Origin of the sequence: Streptomyces sp. NPDC085944, from assembly GCF_040686295.1 — a bacterium.
In the GTDB taxonomy this organism is placed as follows: Bacteria; Actinomycetota; Actinomycetes; order Streptomycetales; family Streptomycetaceae; genus Streptomyces; species Streptomyces salinarius.
Window position 1 is genome coordinate 137350 of the sequence record NZ_JBFBJX010000010.1, and the last position, 20669, is coordinate 158018.

Sequence of the window (20669 nt, forward strand, 5' to 3'; positions counted from 1 at the left end):
CGGCCGGTGCATCCCGGGCGGGGCAGTCCGCGATGGACCAGTCCCGGACCGGCCCGGCCGGGACCGGCCCGGCCGGGACCGACCCGGCCGGGACCGACCCGGCCGGGACCGACCCGGTCGCGACCGCTGCGGCGGCGGCCGGTCGGATCGCCATCGGCCCGGCCTCGGAAGGGCCAGCCGGGTCAGCTGGGTCGGCCGGGTCGGTTGGTTCGGTCGGATCAGCCAGGTCGGCCGGATTGGCCGGGTCGGTTGGTTCGGTCGGACCAGCCACGTCGGCCGGAGCGGCCGGGTCAGCCGGGTCGGCCGGATCGGTCGGATCGGTCGGGTCGGATGGTTCCGATGGTTCAGGCGGGTCCGTAGGCTCGGCCGGCTCAGGTGGTATGGGCGGCACGCCGGTGGTGGATGCCGCTTCGACCGGGACGGGTGCGGCTCCGGTCGCTCCGGCGTCGGCCGTTTCGAGTCCGGTCGTTCCGACTTCGGTCGCTCCGGCGTCGGTCGGTGGGGCATCGACCGGTCACGGTTCGGTCGGTGGGGCGTCGGCCGGTCAGGGTTCGGTCGGTGGGGCGTCGGCCGGTCACGGTTCGGTCGGTGGGGCTTCCGCACGGCCGGTCGCGAGCGGTTCGTCCTGCGCCGGGACGGTCTCGACCGGAGGGGGTGCTTCGTGATGTTTCCGGTGGTTCCCGAGCGGGCCCTGCTCGAACTCGCCCGGACCGAAGGCGGACCCGACACCCTGACCCTCCTCGTACGGGACCAGGACACGCGGCGGTTGCTGCTGCTGCGAGCCGTGCTCGACGCGGCCGAGGCGGCCGAGCGGTCCGTCTGCACCGCCGCGCAGAAGGCGAGACTGCGCGAGGACTGGGCGCTGCTGACCGAGGCGGACCGACTCCCGGCGCCGGGTGCGCCGACCTCGGGGCAGCGACCCGGCCGCGCGGCAACGCGAAACGACCGCGACGACCCGCCCGGTGCGCGGGGCACGAGCGCCGCGGCCGACGGCCCGCCCGGCGGGTGGAGCACCGGGGCCGCCGACAAAACCCCGCCGGGTGTGCGGCGTAGCCGGGCGGGAGCCGGCGCGGTCCCGGCCGGTGGCGACGCTCGGTCCGCGAACCCGGCGCGTGCCCGCCTGTTCCATCCCCTCACCGGCCCTTGGGCGCGCTCCTGTCTGCGTGGCCTCGACGCCGCCCCGGGGCCGGCGGACGGCGAGCGGGCGCGGCGGCTGCGGCGCGACCTCGCGCACTTCAGCGCGATCGCCGCGGTCGTCGCGGCCGGGGCGGGCATCCCCTTCCGTACCCGGCTCACGGCCCGCGCCGGAGTCCTCGCCCTCCCGTCGCTCGGCGCGCTGCACACGGCACGGTCCGGGGACGTACCCGTCGACGTCACCTGCGCCGAGGGCCGCCTGGTCCTGCGCCAGGCCGACGCCCCCGACGTGACCGTCCACCTGGAGAGCGGCGTCGGCGCCTGGTCCGGCGCCCTCGCCTGGACGCCCGCACACGCCCTCCCCGGCCTCACCCGGACCGCCCCGCCCCTGCCGCTCGACGACCTCGACCCGTACCGCGAGCTGCCCGACGGCCCCGGCCACGGCAATCTGCGCACCCCGCTCGCCCTCGACGACGCGGAGCGCAAGAGGTGGCTCCAGGCCTGGTCCGGCACGGCCCTCGCGCTCCGCTCGGGCGGCGCTCAACGCCTCGCCGAGGCCGGTGCGCTGCTGCGCTGCCTCGTCCCGCTGGAGACGCCGCCCGACGTCGGCACCGGCCGCGGCAGTTGCAGCGCCACCCGCCGCGAGGCGTTCGGCGGCCTCCTCAGCAGTACCCCGCCCGACGCCGTGACCCTCGCCGCCACCCTCGTCCACGAACTGCAGCACGCGAAACTCGCCGCCCTCAGCGACCTGGTGACACTGCACCGGGCCGGTCCCGCGGCACGGTACTTCGCCCCCTGGCGCACCGACCCCCGGCCCTATGACGGCCTGCTCCAGGGCGCGTACTCCCACCTCGCGATGGCCGCGTTCTACCAGCGCCGGGCGCTCGTCGGCGGGCTGCCGGACCGGGACTGGGCCTGGGCCCAGCACGCGCGCTACCGCGCCCAGGTAGGGGCCGCCCTGCCCGCCCTGGTCGGCTCGCCCGACCTCACGGTGCGCGGGCGCCGGTTCGTCGACGAAATGGCCGCAGCCCACGAACGGATGGCCGAACACCCCGCGCCCCGGGGCCATGTCGCCCGCGCACAGGCGTACGTGGCCTCCGCGCGCGCACTGTGGGCCCAGCGTCACGCCTCCGCGCTCCCGCCCTCTAACGGATGAATGCCCACACACCGCGTGCCGGGTACGGAAAGATCGTCCGTACAGGGGGTGTTGCCGTCGGTCGACGGACTTACGCGCGACGCTCCGGAGTCCTAGGATTTTGTGGTACTACGTGCTGGAGGCCACTGCATGTCTGGAGCTCGCAAGCCGGTCGAGACGGCCGAGAGGGGGACCGCCAGGCAGACGGTCACGATCCACTTCGCAGGCTTCAACCGGGCCTGGGCGGCCTGGATCGGGGACCGGCTGGAGCGGCGCGGCGTACGGGTGGTGCCGCTGCGCTGGGACTCCCCGGCCGATGTCCCGCTGGTGGACCTGCTGCGCGACCTGACGCTCGCCGAGGGCCGGGTCCTCATCATCGTCAGCGAGTGGTACTTCCAGCTCGGACCGCGCACCCACGAGGAGTGGAACGCGGCCCTGCGCGAGATCGTCGCCCCGGACCCGTCCCGTTTCGCCGCCGTGTCGGTCACCACGGCGGCGGTCCCGGCCGCCGCGGCCGTCCTGGCTCCGGTCGCCCTGACCAACATGGGCGCCGAGGAGGCGGAGCGCCGCCTGCTCGACCGGCTCGACCTGTCGCCCGACGCGCCCGCCGAGAGCGTGGCGGATTCACGCCGCGGGCCGCGGTTCCCGGCCGCGATGCCGGACGTGTGGGGCGTGGTGCCACGGCGCAACACCCGCTTCACCGGCCGCGAGCCGCTGTTCAACGAGGCCTACCACCTCCTGCAGAGCGCCGAGCCCGGCGCCGGAGTGCTGACCCTGCACGGCATGTCGGGGGTGGGCAAGACCCAGTTCGCCGCCGAGTACGCGCACCGGTTCGGTTCGGAGTACGACGTGGTCTGGTGGGTGAACGCGGAGAAGCGCGTCACCTACCGGCGGCAACTGGCCGAGCTGGCACCGAAACTGGGCCTGCGCACCGGTCAGGAGTACGGCGAGCGGCTGCGCGCCGTACGCGACGCCCTGCGCCGCGGGGAGCCGTACTCGCGGTGGCTGCTGATCCTCGACGGGGCGGACGAGCCGGAGCAGATCTGGGACCTGCTGCCGACCGGCCCCGGCCACGTCATCGTCACGTCGCGCAACCCCGAGTGGAGCGAGCACAACAGCAAGCTGCTGGAAGTCCGGGTCTATCCCCGCGACGAGTCGGTCGCGTTCATCCGTCGCCGCGCCCCCCGCCTGTCGGAGGCCGAGGCCGACCAACTGGCGGAGGCGCTGGGCGACCTGCCGCTGCTGCTCGACCAGACGGCCGGCTGGCTCAACGACTCCGACCTGTCGGTCGACGCGTACATCGCCCTGCTGGAGGGCGGTATCGACAGCGATGTGGTCAAGGTGTCGGCGGACTTCCCGCTGGCCTTCCAGACCGCCTGGTCGATACTGCTGAACAAGCTCCGGGAGACCGTCCCGGAGTCCGTCGACCTCCTGCGCCTGTGCACCTTCTTCGCACCGGGGTTCATCCCCGTGCGCCTGCTGAAGGAGATGCCCGTCGACGAGCTTCCCGAGCAACTCGCCGGACTGCTCAACGACCCGCTGCTGTGGAACAAGGCGATCAACCAGCTGCGCACCTACTCGGTGGTCCGGCTGGAGTCCCACGAGGCCTCCCTCGACGAGCCGGTCTCCGCCGGGGAGTCGCTCTACCTGCACCGCATGGTCCACCAGATCGTGCACAAGGACATGCCGGACGCCGACCGGAGCGAGTTCATCGACGTCGTACGGCGCGCCCTCGCCGCTGCCGACCCGGGCCGGCCCACCGAGACCAGGCTGTGGCCCGGTTACGCGGAGATCGTGCCGCACCTCAAGTACGCGGACGTCCTCAAGAGCAAGGACGCGAAGGTCCAGCGCCTGGTCCTGAACTGCCTGCGCTACATGTACTTCTCCGGCGAGTACCGGGCCGGCATCAAACTGGGCGAGCGCGCCCTCACCGCCTGGCGCCGCCTTCTCGGTCCGACCCACGCGCGCATCTGGGAGCTGACCTACCACTACACCAACCTGCTGCGTGCCATGGGCGACTACGCCCGCACCGAGTCCCTCAGCCGCGACGCGGTCGAGCACCTCAGGGAGGAACGCGGGCCGCAGGACCTGGACCACCTGCGCGCCGCCGCGGGCCTGGGCGGCGACCTGCGCGGCCTGGCCCGCTACGACGAGGCACTGGAACTGTCCCAATGGGTCCTGGCGGCCTACCGCGAACTCCTCGGCGACCAGGACTCCAGGACCCTGAACGCGCAGAACAACCTGGGTGTCTCCCTCCGTCTCCTCGGTCGCTACGAGGAGACGCTGGAAACCGACCGGAGCACCATGGAGGCGCGTCGCCAGCTGCTGCGCGCCCGCCATCCGTGGGCGCTCAGCTCCGAGATCACGTACGCCATCGATCTCCGCCTGCTGGGCCGTTACGCCGACGCCGAGTCCCTCCAGGCGAAGAACGTACGTGAGAACCGTCTCGTCATGGGTCCGGACAACCCACAGACCCTCAAGGCCGAGTACAACCTGGCGCTGTGCCGGTACCGCCTCGGCGAGCGGGCCCCTCGCGGCGAGGAACCGGGGACGATGCTCAGCAGCGTTCTGGAGCGCGGTGAGCGGGTACTGGGCGAGACCCATCCGCTGACACTGATCTTCGCGACGGGCCAGAGCTGCTACGCCCGCGAACACGGCGACATCGACCAGGCGCGCGAACTCAGCGAGGCCGTCGTCGCCCGCTACGAGATGATGCTTCCCGCCGGGCACCCGTTCATCGCCGGGTCCCGAGCCAACCAGGCACTGATCCTGCGCAACGTCGGCGAACGCGAGCACGGACACGTCCTCGTGGAGCAGGCGCTGGCCGAGATGACGCAGGCCGTCGGGGAGAACCACCCCTGGACACTCGGCTGCGCCCTGAACGCCTCCGCGCTACGGAATCTGGTGGGCGACACCGAGGGGGCCGCCGAACTCAGCCGGGACACGGCAGCGCGCGCCATCGAGTCACTGGGGCGGACGCATCCGCTCACGCTCTCGAGCCGTGTCGCGTACGCGGCGGACCTGCGCGGCCTGCGGGACCGCCGCCAGGCGGAGAAGGTCGAGCAGGAGGCACTGTCCGACCTCGACGCGACACTGGGCAGCAAGCACACGCACACCGTCTCCGCCCGTTCCCGCAACCGTCCGTACTGGGACTTCGAGCCCCAGACCACCTGACGGCGCGAAGGGCGGGACCGGTCGGTGACGTTCGTTGCCCCGGGGCGCATAACCCCCCGCGCACCGGGGAAGAACACGGGTCCACTCAACACACCTGTAACACAAATGAGTTGGGCCAGGGGGAGCGTGTGGTGATCTTATTGGGACCCGTGCCGGAAGGCGGGGACGGGCCCATACCGGTCGAGGTGGACGCGCACCCGGACCCGTCCGCCGCCGGAGCGCTCGACCTCGTCTACGGCGACGAGGAGACCCGGGCCGGCGCCGGACAGCGAGTCGTCCGGGTGGCCCGGGACGTCTACACCGACGGGCTGGACCTCGCCCGCAGATGCGCCGCCCAGGCCGTACGGCGCTTCGGCGAGCTGCAGGAGGGGCTGCGGCCGGACGAGATCGAGATGCAGCTCGCCATCAAGATCGACGCCGGGGTGGCGACCCTCGTCAAGAGCGGGGCCGAGGCCCAGCTCCAGATCACGCTCCGCTGGCAGACCGCTCCCGCTCCCTCCCCCGCCGCCGCTCCCGACGGCCACGGGACCGGCGCGGCGGACGGGGCCGGTTCGTGAGCGGCGCGGTGCCGGAGCCGCGCATCCTGCCGTACTCCCGTGTCGTCGCCCAGGACGAGCTCAAGCTGGCACTGGAGCTCCACCACGTCGCCCCTCGCATCGGCGGCGTGCTGATGGCCGGACCGCGCGGCACTGCCAAGTCGACCCTCGTACGGGCCTTCGCGCTGATGGCCCACGGCGAGCTGCCGGTCACCCTGCCCATCAACGCCACTGACGACCGCGTCGTCGGCGGCTGGGACCTGGACGCGCTCATCCGGGGCGACCCCCGGCCGCAACCCGGGCTGTTGGAGGACGCGGCGGACAAGGGCCTGCTCTACGTCGACGAGGTCAACCTCCTCGACGACCACCTCGTGGACATCATCCTGGACGTCGCCGCCACCGGCGTCCTGTCCGTGCAGCGCGAGGGGCTGGACACGGCCAAGTACCTGTCGTTCGGGCTGGTCGGCACCATGAACCCGGAAGAGGGCGGGCTGCGGCCCCAACTGCTGGACCGCTTCGGACTGATGGTCACCGCCGAGACCCTGGACGCGACAGCGCGACACCGGCTGCTGCGCACGGTGCTCGACTTCGAGCAGGAACTCGGGCGCGAGGACTCCGCGTGGCTCTCCGCCGCCCGGCGGGACGACGCGCGGACCCGGGACCGGCTGACGGCTGCCCGGCGCCGGGTGCGTGACGTCGATGTCCCCGACCAGGTCCTGGAGCTGTGCGCCCGGGCCGCGGAACGGACCGAGGCGGTGGGGCAGCGGGGGGAGATCGTGGCCGTGCTGGCGGCCCGGGCACTCGCGGCCCTGGAGGACGCGGACCGGGTGACCCCCGGGCATCTGCGGCGGATCCTGCCGATGGCCCTGCGGCACCGGCGGCCGGAAGCGGTGCACGGCGACACCTTCGACTGGGAGCCGGACGACGAGGCCCGTCTCCAGGACCTCTTCGAGGTCTGACCAAGATGGCATCCGTCCCGCCCCTCCCGCCCACGTCGCCCGACCCACCGCCGGAGAGCGGCACCGCCCGCACCGGAGCGGTCCCGCTCGACGACCCGGCGCAGCGGCTCGGTCTCGCACTGGTCTGCGCGACGGCCGATCCGGCTCTCTCCGGGATCCTGCTCCTGGACCTGGATCCCCGGCTCGTCGACCCGGTCGCCCGGCTGTTCGGCGCCGTCCTCGCCGGAGCCGCCGAACCGGCGCGCCCACCGCTCGTACTGGGTGCCTCGGACCGGGACGAGGACCTGTGGACCCGCACCAGGATCCGCGGCGGCGAGCACGGCATCACCGTCCGCACCGAACCCGGCCCCTTGACCGAGGGGGACGACGCCGACGGAGCGCCGCCGTTGGTCGTGGTGCCCGACCTCGCGCGGCTGAGCGTCGCCGGGATGCGCGCCGCGGTGCAGCTGCTCGGCGCCGACGTCGTGGCCGTCGAACGCGGCGGACCGCGCCGGACGGTCCGGCCCCGGGCCCGCTGGCTGGGCGTATGCCGCAGCGCCGACGTGGGACGGGTCAGCCGGCACCTGCTGGACCGGTTCGCCGTGCGACTGTCGGTGGCGGGGCTGCGGCTGCCCGGCCTGCGCGAGGCGCTCTTGGATCCAGGACCGGGACCGCAGGCGGGGGTGGCGAGCGAGGGGGAGACGCGCGAGGAACTGTTCGCGGGGCTCCCGGCCGCCTGGCGTTCGGCGGCCGAAGGAGGCATCCGGCCCGTGCCCGTCGGCGACACGGCGATCGTCCGGGCACGGGAGCTGCTCGGGCCCGACGCCGGGGTCCGCCGGGAGCTGGCCCTCCTGCGGCTCGCCCGCACACTGGCGGCGCTGCGCGGCCGCCCGTCGGCCTCGGCCGACGACAGCGACGCCGCGGCCCGGCTCATCGGGGTGGCCGTGCCTCGGAGCGCGCCGGGCCGCCCGGAGAGCGGCCCGGAGCCGTCCGGCCCGGCGTCGGAACCGTCGGGGCCGCCCGGCACCCTCCCGGAACGTCGCGCCGCCGACGGGGACGGGCGACTCCGGACGCACGAGGGCGACCGGGGGCTGCTGGACACCGGACCCGCCGAGGGAATCGGCACCGCAGCCGGAGCCGGGCTCTCCCCGGCCGAGGGGAGCCCCTACCCGGAGGACGAGCCGGCTGCGGCGCGGGACGCCGTGCCGCTGAGCGGTCCCCGGCGGCGCACCACCGGGCCGGTCTCCACCCGAGGCACCGTGATCGGCACCCGTCGCGCCACGGGTCTGCGGGACATCGCCCACGTCCGCACGGTGCGCGAGGCCGCCGTGCACCAACGGGCCCGGGGCGCCGAACGGTTCACCGTCTTGCCCGTCGATCTGCACAGCAACGTGCGCGCCGCCGCCCCCGAGCGAGTCCTGGTACTGCTCCTGGACCACACCTGCCGGGGCGGCACCGGGGACGGAAACTGGCCTGAGGTCCTCGCCCCCTTCCTGCAGTGGGCGTACACGAGCCGGGCCGGGGTGCAGGTGATCGAGGTCGGCGCGGCGGACGCGGCCGACGAACTGCGCGCGGGGTCCTTCACGGCCCGCGGTGTCCTGGACCCCCGGGTGCCGGGCGCGCTGAACCGGCGGGCAGGGCGGGCGACGCCGCTCGCCCACGGAGTCGAACTCGCGGCGCACACGCTGCGCCGGCTGCTGCGCAGGCAGGGCACCGGGCCGGCGGAGGCGTGGCTGGTGGTCGTGACCGACGGCCGCGGCAACGTTCCGCTGCGGGGCAGTCACACCGGACGGCTCGCCGGCCCCGTCGCCGCCGCAGGGGTCGAGGACGCGGTGGAGGCCGCCGCCCGGATCGGCGCCATGGACCGGACGCGGCTGCACGTGGCGGTCGTCGACCCGGGCCGGGAACCGTACGGCGACCTGCCGTACGTCCTCGCCGACAGGCTCGGGGCGATCGTCGTCGACGGGCGCCACGCGCCCGGCGCGGAGGCCGCCGGTGAGTGATCCGCGCCGTGGGACCCGCAGACTCCCGGGCAACGGCACCGCCGGACTCCGGGCGGCCCTGCCGGGACTGAAGGCCGTGGCCCGCCGCCCCGCCACTTCGGTGCTGAACCTGCGCCGCGCCCAGGAGCCGCCCGCCGGACTCGGCGGCACCGACGCACGGACCGGCGCGCGCCTGGAGGACGGCTTCGCCGTGCTGCGCGTCCTTCGCGCCGACGGGGCCGACGGACTGCCGGGATACCGGCTGCAGGGCTGGTGCGGCGACCTGTCGGTGAGCTGCGCGGCCGGGCCCACCCGCCGACCCGCTCCCGCCGTCAGCCTCGCCCGGCTGCGGCAGGACGGCGAGGGGCACTACCCCTCGGAGGTGCTGCGGGGTATCCGCCTGTGGTCGGACAACCAGTACGAACTCGCAGGCTGGATCAATCGGATCCGCGCCCGGCACGGCGACGGCCTGCGGCTGGTCGTGTGGGACGACACCGGATACGACCTGCCCTGGGAGCTGCTCCTGCTGCCCGGGGACGCCGCGGTCGGCCTGGCGGGTGGCCCGTTGGGGGCGCTGGTCGCCGTGGCCCGCTGGACCACCGTGCGCGACCTCAGCCAAGGCGGCCTGCCCGCCGAGACCGGGGACTGCCATGGCCGGGTGCTCGGCTACCTCCACCAGGACATGGCGGAGGACGGCCGTGTCTTCACCTCGTACGCGCACCGGCTGCACCCGCGCATGACGCCCTTCCTCAGAGACCTCGACAGCCAGAACGACCGCACCGGACTGGTCTACCTGGGCTGTCACGGCACCTACGGCGAGGCCGTGCCGGGCCTCACACTCGGTGATCGCACCTGGGCCGAGCTGAACGGCGAGTCGATGTCGGTGCTGCGCCGGGACGGCTCGCTGGTCTGCCTCAACGCCTGCGACTCCGGCCGGTTCGTGGACAACAGGGCCCAGGGGGAGGAGGCGCTGCGCGGATTCGCGGAGCTGTTCCTGCGCAAGGGCGCGGGCGGCTGCATCGTCAGTTCCGGGAAGGTCGGTGACCTGGAGGCCCGGGCGATGGCGCGGCGCCTGGTGCGCGAGGTGGCCGAGCACCCGCGCCGTCCGGTGGTGCGGACGCTGCGGGACTTCCGGGTGCGGGCACTGGAGGAGTTCGGGTCCCTGGCGGAGCTGCCCCGGGTCCGCAACGATGACGGACAGGTCGACGTCGTCGGCCAGAAACGGGTACTGCGGCTCCTGTACGCGTTCATGTTCCACTACTACGGGCATCCGGGGACGGCGCTGCGGCTCACCGCGGTGGACGCGCTCGGCACCGAGGGGGGAGGTGGCCGGTGAGCGCCGCCGGACGGTCGGCCGGGCAACCGCTGCTGATCGAGCCCGTCGTCGCGTGGCCCCGGCAGGCGGAGGCGGGGGCCGACTACCTCGTCACCGTCGATCTGCGCGGCCCCCTCTCCTCCGCGGACGGCGCGCCGGCCCAGTGGCCCCACCCCGAGGAGGAGTTCACCTTCACCGTCACCCTGGACGGTGCCCCGCACCTGGACTGCTCCGCCCTGGGCGAACCGAACGTCGTCCTGCACCGCTTCGGCGGCACCTACGGACCCGCGCGGTTCCGGGTCTCCGCGGGCACGGACCTCGGACCCGCTTCGCTCTGGCTGACCGTCAGCAACCAGTGGGGCGTGCCGGTCCGCAAGGCGGAGCTGCGCTGCGAGATCCACGCGGCCACCGGCGCCGCGGCCGCACTGGCCCGGGGCGGACCGACGGCGCCGAACCTCCCCCGGAGGCCCCTGCCCCGCCCGTCCCTGGCCACCGTGCGTCCCGACCCGGACCGGCAGACGGTCACGATCAGCTTCGCCGGTCTCGACCGGGCCTGGGCGGCCTGGATCGGGGACCGGCTGGAGCGGCGTGGGGTGCGGGTGGTGCCGCTGCGCCGTGGTTCACCGGCAGATGTCCCCCCGGCGGCCCTGCTGCGCGACCTGACCCTCGCGCCCGGGCGGGCCCTGCTCATCCTGAACGCCCCCTACTTCGGCGACGGCACGCACCAGCACGAGGAGTGGAACGCGGTTCTGCGTGAGGTCGTCGCCCCCAACCCGGCCCGGTTCGCGGCCGTGTCGGTCACCGGGGCCACGCTCCCCTCGGAGGTCTCCCTGCTGGCGCCCGTCGCCCTCCACGGCCTGAGCGCCGAGGAGGCCGAGCGGAGCCTGCTGGACCGGCTCGGCCTGCCGACCGAGCCGGTCACCGAGGAAGCCGAGGCCAGGACCGGGCCCCGGTTTCCGGCGGACGCGCCGGGGGTGTGGGGCGCCGTGCCGCGTCGCAACACCCGCTTCACCGGTCGTGAGACCCTGCTGGACGAGATCCACGACCTGCTGGGCGGTGCGCGGCCGGGCACGGGGATGCTGACGCTGCACGGCATGTCGGGAGTGGGCAAGACGCAGCTCGCCGCCGAGTACGCGCACCGGCTCGGCCCCGAGTACGACGTGGTCTGGTGGGTCAACGCGCAGGACCGGGCCGACTGCCGCCGCCAGCTGGCCGAACTCGCCCCCAGACTGGGCCTGCGGACTGGCCAGGAGTACGGGGAGCGGCTGCGCGCGGTGCGGGACGCGCTGCGCCGCGGCGAGCCCTGCTCCCGGTGGCTGCTGGTCCTGGACGGCGCCGACGAGCCCGAGGAGATCGAGGACCTGGTGCCGACGGGCCCGGGACACGTCCTGGTCTCCTCGCGGAACCCGGAGTGGGGCCGCTACGGCAGCGGACTGCTCGAAGTCCCCGTGTACACCCGTGACGAGTCGATCGCCTTCATCCGCCGCCGCGCGCCCGGTCCGACACCGGCCGAGGCCGACCGGCTCGCCGACGCCCTGGGCGACCTGCCGCTGTTGCTCGCCCAGACGGTGGGCTGGCTGAACGACTCGGACCGTTCGGTGGACGAGTACCTGGCCCTGCTGGCGGACGGCGACGGTACCGACGGCGAGGCGCGGAACGTGTCGGAGGACTTCCCGCCGGCCTTCCGGACGGCCTGGTCGATCCTGTTGGCCGAACTGCGCGAGACCGCCCCGGAGTCCGTCGTCCTGCTCCGGCTGTGCACCTTCTTCGCCCCGGGCCTCGTCCCCGTCCACCTGCTGCGGAGCATGCCGCACGACGGGCTGCCCGACTCTGTGGCCGGACTGCTGAGCGACCCGCGGCGCTGGGACCGGGCCCTCGGTCACCTGCACAGGCACTCCCTCGTCCGGGTGGAACCGGACCCGGCGGAAGCGGAGCGCGAGAACCTGTACGTGCACCGGGTCGTCCACCAGATGGCGCACCAGGCCATGCCGGAAGAGATCCGGTGCGAACTCGTCGGCGTCGTACGGCGGGCACTGGCCGCGGCCGGCCGCGGCCGGCCCGCGGCCCCCGAACAGTGGCCCAGGTATGCCGAGATCGTGCCGCACCTGAAGTACGCCGACGTCCTCGCGACCACCGACGAGGCCGTGCAGACACTGGTCCTCGACTGCCTGCGCTACCTGTACCTGTCGGGCGAGTACGGAGCGGGCGTGCGGCTCGGCGGCCACGCCACCCGGATCTGGCGTTCGCTCCTCGGCGACCAGCACCCCCTCGTCTGGGAACTGACCTATCACTACGCCAACCTGCTGCGCGCGGCCGGGGACTTCCACCGCACGATGGAGATCGAGCGGGCGGCCGTCCGGCACCTGAGCGAGCAGCGCGGGGAACGCGACCCCGACCTGCTGCGGGCCCTCGGCGGACTGGCCGCCGACCTGCGCGGCCTCGGGCACTACGCGGAGGCGCTGGAGATCTCACAGCGGGTGCACGGCACGTACCGCGAACTCCTCGGCGACCAGGACACCCGCACCCTGAACGCACGGAACAACGTGGCCGTCTCACTGCGGCTGCTGGGCCGCTACGAAGACGCCCTGAGTGTCGACCTGCCCACCCTCCGGGATCGCCGTCGGCTGCTCGGGGACCGGCACCCGTGGACGCTGAGTTCGGAGACCGCGTGCGCCGTCGACCTCCGACTGCTCGGCCGCCACGAGGAGGCCCTGTCGAGGCAGGACGCCAACTGGGGGCTGGCGCGCGAGACGCTGGGCGCCCACAACCGGCAGACGCTGCTCGCCGCGCACAACCTTGCGCTGTGCCACTACGCCGTGGGCGACACCGGCGAGGCGGCCCACCACGTCGGCCAGGCGCTGGAACTGGGTGAGCGGGTGCTCGGCGACAGCGACCCGCTGGTGCTGATGCTCCTCGCCGGCCGGAGCTGCCTCGCCCGGGAGCACGGCGACCTGGACCTGGCCCGGGCGCTGAGCGAGCGCGTCGTCGGCCGCTACGAGGAGACGCTCACCGCCGGCCACCCCTACGCCGCGGGCGCCCGCGCCAACCACGCCCTGCTGCTGCACCGGGCGGGCGAGCACGACCGGGCACCTGCCCTCGCCGACGCCGCGCTGGCCGACATGGACGCCGCCGTGGGCCGCGACCACCCCTGGACGCTGGGCTGCGCGCTCAACGCGGCGATCCTGCACGGGGACGCCGGAGACGCGGACCGTGCCCTCGCCCTGAGCCGGGACACGGCCGGCACGGCGGCGCGAGTCCTCGGATCCACCCATCCATTCACGCGCTTCGCAGAGGTGGCCCTCGCGGCCGAACTGCGCGTGCGTGGTCGGCGCGGGCAGGCCGACGCCGTGCAGAGCCAGGCCCTGGAGGGACTGGTCGCCGTCCTCGGCCCCCAGCACCCGCGCACCCTGTCCGCCCGTGCCCGGCGTGCTCCGTTCTGGGACTTCGAACCCCAGCGCACCTGACCGGGCACCCGCGTGCGCCGGGGAACGCCGAAGGGCCCGGCCCCGGAACTCTCCGGGGCCGGGCCCTTCGGCGTCGCGGCCGTGGGCGGCGTCAGAGGCTCACGCCTCGAACACCTCGCGGACCAGCTGCTCCTGCTCGGCCTGGTGCCGCTTGGCGGAACCGACGGCCGGGGACGAGCTGTGCGGGCGCGAGATGCGGCGCAGACGCTCGCCGTGCGGGACGTCGGCGCCGACCGCCAGGTCCAGGTGGTCGATCAGGTTGAGCGCGATGAACGGCCAGGCACCCTGGTTCGCCGGCTCCTCCTGGGCCCACAGGTACTTCTCGGCGTTCGGGTACTTGGCGATCTCCGCCTGGAGCTCGGCGCCCGGCAGCGGGTACAGGCGCTCGATGCGGATGATCGCCGTGTCCGTCAGGCCGCGCTTCTTCCGCTCGGCGTCCAGGTCGTAGTAGACCTTGCCGGCGGTGAAGACGACCTTCTTGACGGCGGCCGGGTCGACCGAGTCGTCGCCGATGACCGGGCGGAACTGACCCGTCGTGAACTCCTCCGCCTTCGAGGCCGCCGCCTTCAGGCGCAGCATCGACTTCGGGGTGAAGACCACCAGCGGCTTGTGGTGCGGGTTGTGCACCTGCCACCGCAGGAGGTGGAAGTAGTTCGACGGCAGGGTCGGCATCGCGACCGTCATGTTGTTCTGCGCGCACAGCTGCAGGAACCGCTCGGGGCGGGCCGAGGAGTGGTCCGGGCCCTGGCCCTCGTAGCCGTGCGGGAGCAGGAGGGTGACGCCAGAGGTCTGGTTCCACTTCTGCTCGGCCGAGGAGATGAACTCGTCCACGACCGTCTGCGCGCCGTTGACGAAGTCGCCGAACTGCGCCTCCCACATCACCAGCGCGTCCGGGCGGGCCAGCGAGTAGCCGTACTCGAAGCCCATCACCGCGTACTCGGAGAGCAGGGAGTTGTAGACGTTGTACCGGGCCTGGTCCTCGGACAGGTACAGCAGCGGGGTGAACTCGTCGCCCGTCTCACGGTCGATGACGACCGCGTGGCGCTGGCCGAAGGTGCCGCGCTGCGAGTCCTGGCCGGTCAGCCGGACCGGCACGCCGTCCAGCAGGAGGGAGCCGACGGCGAGCGTCTCGCCCATGCCCCAGTCGATCGTGCCGTCCTCGACCATCGCCGCGCGGCGCTGCAACTGCGGCAGCAGCCGCGGGTGCACGGTGATGTGGTCGGGGATGTTGACCTGGGACTCGGCGATCCGCTTGACGGTCTCGGCGGTGATCGCGGTGTTCACGGCGACCGGGAACTCCGCCTGCGGCTCCGCGGGCTCCGCGGACGCCGGCTGCGAGACGGCCTCGCGGACCTCGGTGAAGACCTTCTCCAGCTGGCCCTGGTAGTCCTGCAGCGCCTGCTCGGCCTCTTCCAGGGTGATGTCGCCGCGACCGATGAGGGACTCGGTGTACAGCTTGCGCACCGAGCGCTTCTTGTCGATCAGGTCGTACATCAGCGGCTGGGTGAAGGCCGGGTTGTCGGTCTCGTTGTGACCGCGGCGGCGGTAGCAGATGAGGTCGATCACGACGTCCTTGTTGAACGCCTGGCGGAACTCGAAGGCGAGCCGCGCCACGCGGACGCAGGCCTCCGGGTCGTCGCCGTTCACGTGGAAGATAGGGGCCTCGATCATGCGGGCCACGTCGGTGGCGTACATGGACGAGCGGGAGGACTCCGGGGCGGCGGTGAAGCCGACCTGGTTGTTGATGACGACGTGGACCGTGCCGCCGGTGCGGTAGCCCCGCAGCTGCGACATGTTCAGGGTCTCGGCCACCACGCCCTGGCCCGCGAAGGCCGCGTCGCCGTGGATCGCCACCGGCAGGACGGTGAAGTCCGTGCCGCCCTTGTTGATGATGTCCTGCTTGGCGCGCGAGACGCCCTCCAGGACCGGGTCCACCGCCTCCAGGTGCGAGGGGTTGGCGACCAGCGAGACCGCGATCTGCTCGCCGTCCAGGCCGGTGAAGGTGCCCTCGGCGCCCAGGTGGTACTTCACGTCGCCGGAGCCGTGCATCGACTTCGGGTCGAGGTTGCCCTCGAACTCGCGGAAGATCTGCGCGTACGACTTGCCGACCACGTTGGCCAGCACGTTCAGCCGGCCGCGGTGGGCCATGCCGATGACGACCTCGTCCAGGCGGGACTCGGCCGCCGAGTCGATGACCGCGTCCAGCAGCGGGATGACGGACTCGCCGCCCTCCAGGGAGAACCGCTTCTGGCCGACGTACTTGGTCTGCAGGAACGTCTCGAACGCCTCGGCGGCGTTCAGGCGGCGCAGAATGCGCAGCTGCTCCTCGCGCTCCGGCTTGGTGTGCGAGCGCTCGATGCGGTCCTGGATCCACTTGCGCTGCTTCGGGTCCTGGATGTGCATGAACTCGATGCCGGTGGTGCGGCAGTACGAGTCGCGCAGCACGCCGAGGATGTCGCGCAGCTTCATCAGGGACTTGCCGGCGAAGCCGCCGACCGCGAACTCGCGCTCCAGGTCCCACAGGGTGAGCCCGTGCTCGGTGATGTCCAGGTCGGGGTGCTTGCGCTGCTGGTACTCCAGCGGGTCGGTGTCGGCCATGACGTGGCCGCGCACCCGGTAGGAGTGGATCAGCTCGAAGACGCGGGCGGCCTTGGTGACGTCGTCGTCGTGCGAGGCGTCGATGTCCTTGAGCCAGCGGACCGGCTCGTAGGGGATGCGCAGCGCCTTGAAGATCTCGTCGTAGAAGCCGTTCTCGCCGAGGAGCAGGTTGGCGACCTGGCGCAGGAACTCGCCGGAGGCGGCGCCCTGGATGACCCGGTGGTCGTAGGTCGACGTGAGCGTCATGACCTTCGAGATGCCGAGCTTGTTCAGGGTGTCCTGGCTGGTGCCCTGGAACTCCGCCGGGTAGTCCATGGAGCCGACGCCCAGGATGACCGACTGGCCGGGCATCAGGCGCGGCACCGAGTGGACGGTGCCGAGGCCGCCGGGGTTGGTCAGGGAGACCGTGACGCCGGTGAAGTCGTCCATCGTCAGCTTGTTGTCGCGGGCGCGACGGACGATGTCCTCGTAGGCCTGCCAGAACTCGAAGAAGTTCAGCGTCTCGGCCTTCTTGATCGCCGCGACGACCAGCTGGCGGTCGCCGTTGGGCTTGACCAGGTCGATGGCGAGGCCGAGGTTGATGTGGGCCGGCTTGACCAGGGTCGGCTTGCCGTCCTTCTCGCCGAACGAGTGGTTCATCGACGGCATGGCCTTGATGGCCTGCACCATCGCGTAGCCGATCAGGTGCGTGAAGGAGATCTTCCCGCCCCGGGCGCGCTTGAGGTGGTTGTTGATGACGATGCGGTTGTCGAACAGCAGCTTCACCGGGACCGCGCGCACGGACGTGGCCGTGGGCAGCTCCAGCGAGGCGTTCATGTTCTTCGCGACCGCGGCGGCCGGGCCGCGCAGGGTCACCAGCTCGGGGCCCTCGGGGGCGGCGCCGGCGTCCTTGGCGGGCGCGGCGGCCTTCGCCTGCGGCTTGGCGGCGGGCTTGGCCGGGGCGGCGGCGGGCTTCGCCGCCGGAGCGGCGGGCGCGGCGGCGGGCTGCGCGGCCGCCTTCGGCTGGGCGGGGGCGGACGCCTGCGCCTGCGGGGCGGGCGCGGCCTGCGGCGTGCTGCCGGAGTCCGTGGTCACCGCGCCGGAGGTCGGCTGGGCCGCCGCTCCGGGCTTGTAGTCGGCGAAGAAGTCCCACCAGGCTCGGTCCACGGAGTTCGGGTCCTGGAGGTACTGCTGATAGATCTCGTCGACGAGCCACTCATTGGCACCGAACGCGGCCGCGGGGTTCTTTCCCGCGGTGCCCGCTTGGTCGGTGTCGGTCGAGATGCTCGAGTTACTGGGGGACTGTGGCGACACGGCGAGAACCGCCCTCTTCCGCTTCACAAGATGGTGGACAGCGGGAATCAAGGCTACGCCTTGACGACCCCGAAGGTCAGACCGGGCCCGTTCATCGTCGCGTAAGTCACATCGCAGACCGCGTTTCGGCGCTGGAAATGGCGGGAAACAAGCGAGGTTCCGCTGCGTGAGGGATGGGGAGACCGCGGCCCGGCGCCTCGAAAACGCGGGCCTGCGCCTGATCACACGTGTCCGCCAGCGCGGATGCGGTGGATCTTGATGCTCCGCTTCGAACCCTACGTCAACCGGACCGCGACGGCAGGCCCGGAAGAGTGATGAGAATCCGGCAGCCCCGCTCGGATTCGGCCACTCCGATCCGGCCACCGTGCAGATCCACCGCCCAGCGCGCGATCGCGAGCCCCAGACCGGTGCCTCCGTCGCTGCCCGGACCGTGCGGCCGCGACACCGAACCCCGGTTGAACCGCTCGAACACCCGGCGCCACTCCGAGCGCGGGATGCCCGGCCCCTCGTCGAGCACCTCCAGCTCCAGCGACTCGGGCAGCTCGCCGCGCCGGGCCCGGACGGTGACGCGGCCGTGCGGCGGGCTGTGCTTGACGGCGTTGTCGATGAGATTGGCGACCACCTGGTGGATGCGCTCGGGGTCGGCGTGCGCGGTCAGGTCCGCGGGGAAGACGTCGAGGGCCAGATGGACGTCGGTGCGGGTGTGGCTGCCGGAGCCGGAGGCGATGCCCGCGCGGGCCGACGCCACCATGTTGGCCTCCTTCAGCACGCCCGCGAGGTACGGCCACACCTCGAAGCGCCGCTTGCGCAGCGGTATGACGCCGTTGTCCAGGCGGGAGAGGTCGAGGAGCGTCTCCACCAGCCGGCCGAGCCGCTCGGTCTGCCCGAGCGCCGTGCGCATGGTCTCCGGGTCGGCCTCGGTGACCCCGTCGACGATGTTCTCCAGCACCGCGCGCAGGCCCGCGATGGGGGTGCGCAGCTCGTGCGAGACGTTCGCCACCAGCTCCTTGCGCTGGAGGTCCTGGGCCTCCAGGTCGTCGGCCATGCGGTTGATGGTGACGGCCAGGGCGCCCAGCTCGTCGCGGCGGTTCTCACTCACCCGCCGGGTGTAGTCGCCGTGCGAGATGGAGCGGGCGACCGCGTTCATCTCGTCCAGCGGCGCGGTCAGCGAGTGCGCCACGAACTGCGTGATCAGCAGCGTGGCGATCATCGAGAACACCGTGATGAAGCGCAGCTCGGTCTTGGTGTGCACCGCTATCACCGACAGGCCGGTGGTGATCAGCACCGACGTGACGACCAGCGCGCCCAGCTTGGTCTTGATCGAGAACGGGCGTACGCCACCCCAGGGATCCCCGGTTCTGCGGGGGCCGGGGCTCCTCCGCGCGGCTTCCCGTCCCCGGCTCATGACGTCGGCGTCTCCAACGCGTAGCCCACGCCGTGCACGGTGCGGATGCGCTCGGCGCCGATCTTCCGGCGCAGCGCCTTGATGTGGCTGTCCACGGTCCGGGTGCCGGAGGCGTCCGCCCAGTCCCACACCTCGGCGAGCAGCTGCTCGCGGGAGAGCACCGCGCGCGGGGTGTTCGCCAGGCAGACCAGCAGGTCGAACTCGGTCGGCGTGAGGTGGACGTCCTCGCTGCGCACCCGCACCCGGCGCTGCGCGTGGTCGATCTCCAGCTCGCCCAGGCGCAGGATGCCGCTGCGCGGGGTGGAGGCGGCCACCACGGCCCGCTCCACCCGCCGCAGCAGCACGTGCACGCGGGCGGCCAGCTCGCGCATGGAGAACGGCTTGGTCATGTAGTCGTCGGCGCCGACGCCGAGGCCGACCAGCATGTCCGTCTCGTCGTCGCGCGCGGTGAGCATCAGCACCGGCACCGGCCGCTGGGCCTGCACGCGGCGGCAGACCTCCAGGCCGTCGAAGCCGGGCAGCATGATGTCGAGGATGAGGAGGTCGGGCTGCCACGCCTCGGCCGTGTCGACGGCGGACGGACCGTCGCCCGCCGTCTGCACCAGGAACCCCTCGGCGCGCAGGCGGGTCGCGATGGCGTCCACGATCGTCTGATCGTCCTCGACCACCAGGACCCGGCGCTGGGCGCCCTGGGTGGCCGTGCCGTTGTGGGAGGTCTGTGTCTGCTCCATCGCCCGCCCCTGAGGTGTGCTTTCCGGAATCCGTGGGGTGATCCCATGACTGCGCTTGACGCTTGAATGATCCGCGTCAGGGCAGCAGCGTACGGGGAGTCACCGCGCCTTTGCTATCCAGGCCCGACGCCGATGTGCACGACGTCCGGAACGCCCCGGGCAACGGGGATCTCTTCGGTACGCACCTGCTGGAAACCGGCATTACGCAAGGTTTCTTCGAATTCCGAAGAGGGCTGCGCGGACCATACGGCGAGCACCCCGCCGGGCCTCAACAGCCGTGCGCAGCCCGCCAGTCCGGACGGCGCGTACAGGCCGTCGTTGCCCTCGGTGACGGTCCAGCCGGGGCCGTTGTCGATGTCCAGGCACAGGGCGTCGTACGTGTCGGAAGTCTCATTGACGTACGCGACCAGGTCCGCCTCGACGATCTCCGTGCGGGGATCGGCCAGTGCGTCGGCGGAGAGCGCGGCCAGTGGTCCGGTGCGGTGCCAGTCGATGATGGCGCCCTCGCGTTCGACGACCGCGGTCCGGCCCCAGCGGGGATCGGCGGCCGCGTGGACCAGGGAGAAACCGACGCCGAGTCCGCCGACCAGCAGATGCGGCCCCGTCCGCCCGCCGTCGGCGGCCAGCGCGTCGGCCGCCGCGTCGATCAGACGCCGCTCCGAACGTCCGTCGGAGGTGTCCATCAGGAAGCAGCCGTTCGCGATGATCTGCAACAGCGTCCCGTGCCGGCGCAGGACCACCTCGCCGTACGGACCGTCGCGCCGGTCCAGCACCTCGGGGGCCTCGGGGAAGTCGTGGGTAGTGAGGGGCATCGGCCCATCCTGGCACCCGCCGGGCGGCGGAATGCCGGACGGTCCGCGGGTGCTGACCCGACGGGTGACCGGCCTGCACAGGCCCGGAGCCTTGATCGCTGAGAGCGAACACCCCGTGGGGAACAATCACGGACCCCCTTTCATTGAGTCGA

At 72.9% G+C, this 20669-nt stretch carries 11 protein-coding genes; 7 read left to right on the forward strand and 4 right to left on the reverse strand.

Annotated features, from left to right (window positions below):
* The first annotated feature begins 664 nt into the window (after nt 1-664).
* The 7 genes from AB0P07_RS21105 to fxsT (AB0P07_RS21135) all read left to right on the forward strand — a co-directional run bounded on the left by AB0P07_RS21105 (nt 665) and on the right by fxsT (AB0P07_RS21135) (nt 13678).
* Nucleotides 665-2290 (forward strand): HEXXH motif-containing putative peptide modification protein, encoded by a 1626-nt coding sequence (locus AB0P07_RS21105; RefSeq protein WP_365552933.1) that lies wholly within the window; start codon nt 665-667, stop codon nt 2288-2290.
* A 129-nt stretch (nt 2291-2419) separates the two neighbouring features.
* Nucleotides 2420-5443 carry an FxSxx-COOH system tetratricopeptide repeat protein gene (gene fxsT, locus AB0P07_RS21110; protein WP_365552667.1) on the forward strand — a complete coding sequence of 1008 codons (3024 nt, stop codon included), beginning with the start codon at nt 2420-2422 and terminating at the stop codon, nt 5441-5443.
* Between the two features lie 185 nt (nt 5444-5628).
* Complete coding sequence (locus tag AB0P07_RS21115; RefSeq protein WP_365552669.1) at nt 5629-6000, forward strand: CU044_2847 family protein; 372 nt, start codon at nt 5629-5631, stop codon at nt 5998-6000.
* Nucleotides 5997-6938, forward strand: coding sequence for an AAA family ATPase (locus AB0P07_RS21120; RefSeq protein ID WP_365552671.1), 942 nt, complete (start codon nt 5997-5999; stop codon nt 6936-6938). The genes AB0P07_RS21115 and AB0P07_RS21120 overlap by 4 nt, the downstream gene beginning before the upstream one ends.
* A gap of 5 nt (nt 6939-6943) precedes the next feature.
* A complete protein-coding gene (locus AB0P07_RS21125) occupies nt 6944-8920 on the forward strand; it encodes a magnesium chelatase (RefSeq protein ID WP_365552673.1) in 1977 nt (658 codons plus the stop codon).
* Nucleotides 8913-10235, forward strand: a complete 1323-nt coding sequence (locus tag AB0P07_RS21130; protein ID WP_365552675.1) for a CHAT domain-containing protein — start codon at nt 8913-8915, stop codon at nt 10233-10235. The genes AB0P07_RS21125 and AB0P07_RS21130 overlap by 8 nt, the downstream gene beginning before the upstream one ends.
* Nucleotides 10232-13678: an FxSxx-COOH system tetratricopeptide repeat protein gene (gene fxsT, locus AB0P07_RS21135; RefSeq protein ID WP_365552677.1), complete on the forward strand. Its 3447-nt coding sequence runs from the start codon at nt 10232-10234 to the stop codon at nt 13676-13678. The genes AB0P07_RS21130 and fxsT (AB0P07_RS21135) overlap by 4 nt, the downstream gene beginning before the upstream one ends.
* Before the next feature lie 99 nt (nt 13679-13777).
* Here the strand turns inward: fxsT (AB0P07_RS21135) and AB0P07_RS21140 are convergent, their stop codons facing one another.
* The 4 genes from AB0P07_RS21140 to AB0P07_RS21155 all read right to left on the reverse strand — a co-directional run bounded on the left by AB0P07_RS21140 (nt 13778) and on the right by AB0P07_RS21155 (nt 20517).
* Entirely contained in the window at nt 13778-17569 is a 3792-nt protein-coding gene (locus AB0P07_RS21140) for a multifunctional oxoglutarate decarboxylase/oxoglutarate dehydrogenase thiamine pyrophosphate-binding subunit/dihydrolipoyllysine-residue succinyltransferase subunit (protein WP_365552678.1), read from the reverse strand.
* Nucleotides 17570-17849: 280 nt separating this feature from the next.
* A complete protein-coding gene (locus AB0P07_RS21145) occupies nt 17850-18974 on the reverse strand; it encodes an ATP-binding protein (RefSeq protein ID WP_365552680.1) in 1125 nt (374 codons plus the stop codon).
* Entirely contained in the window at nt 18971-19705 is a 735-nt protein-coding gene (locus AB0P07_RS21150) for a response regulator transcription factor (protein ID WP_365552682.1), read from the reverse strand. Before AB0P07_RS21150 ends, AB0P07_RS21145 begins: the two co-directional genes overlap by 4 nt.
* Nucleotides 19706-19818: 113 nt before the next feature.
* A complete protein-coding gene (locus AB0P07_RS21155; RefSeq protein ID WP_365552684.1) occupies nt 19819-20517 on the reverse strand; it encodes a spermidine synthase in 699 nt (232 codons plus the stop codon).
* Nucleotides 20518-20669: the final 152 nt, after the last annotated feature.

Excerpts from the sequence above, each read along its gene's own strand:
- AB0P07_RS21105 (WP_365552933.1), top strand. The coding sequence starts at position 665 with ATGTTTCCGGTGGTTCCCGAGCGGGCCCTGCTCGAACTCGCCCGGACC.
- fxsT (WP_365552667.1), top strand. The coding sequence starts at position 2,420 with ATGTCTGGAGCTCGCAAGCCGGTCGAGACGGCCGAGAGGGGGACCGCC.
- AB0P07_RS21125 (WP_365552673.1), top strand. The coding sequence starts at position 6,944 with ATGGCATCCGTCCCGCCCCTCCCGCCCACGTCGCCCGACCCACCGCCG.
- AB0P07_RS21145 (WP_365552680.1), bottom strand. The coding sequence starts at position 18,974 with ATGAGCCGGGGACGGGAAGCCGCGCGGAGGAGCCCCGGCCCCCGCAGA.
- AB0P07_RS21150 (WP_365552682.1), bottom strand. The coding sequence starts at position 19,705 with ATGGAGCAGACACAGACCTCCCACAACGGCACGGCCACCCAGGGCGCC.
- AB0P07_RS21155 (WP_365552684.1), bottom strand. The coding sequence starts at position 20,517 with ATGCCCCTCACTACCCACGACTTCCCCGAGGCCCCCGAGGTGCTGGAC.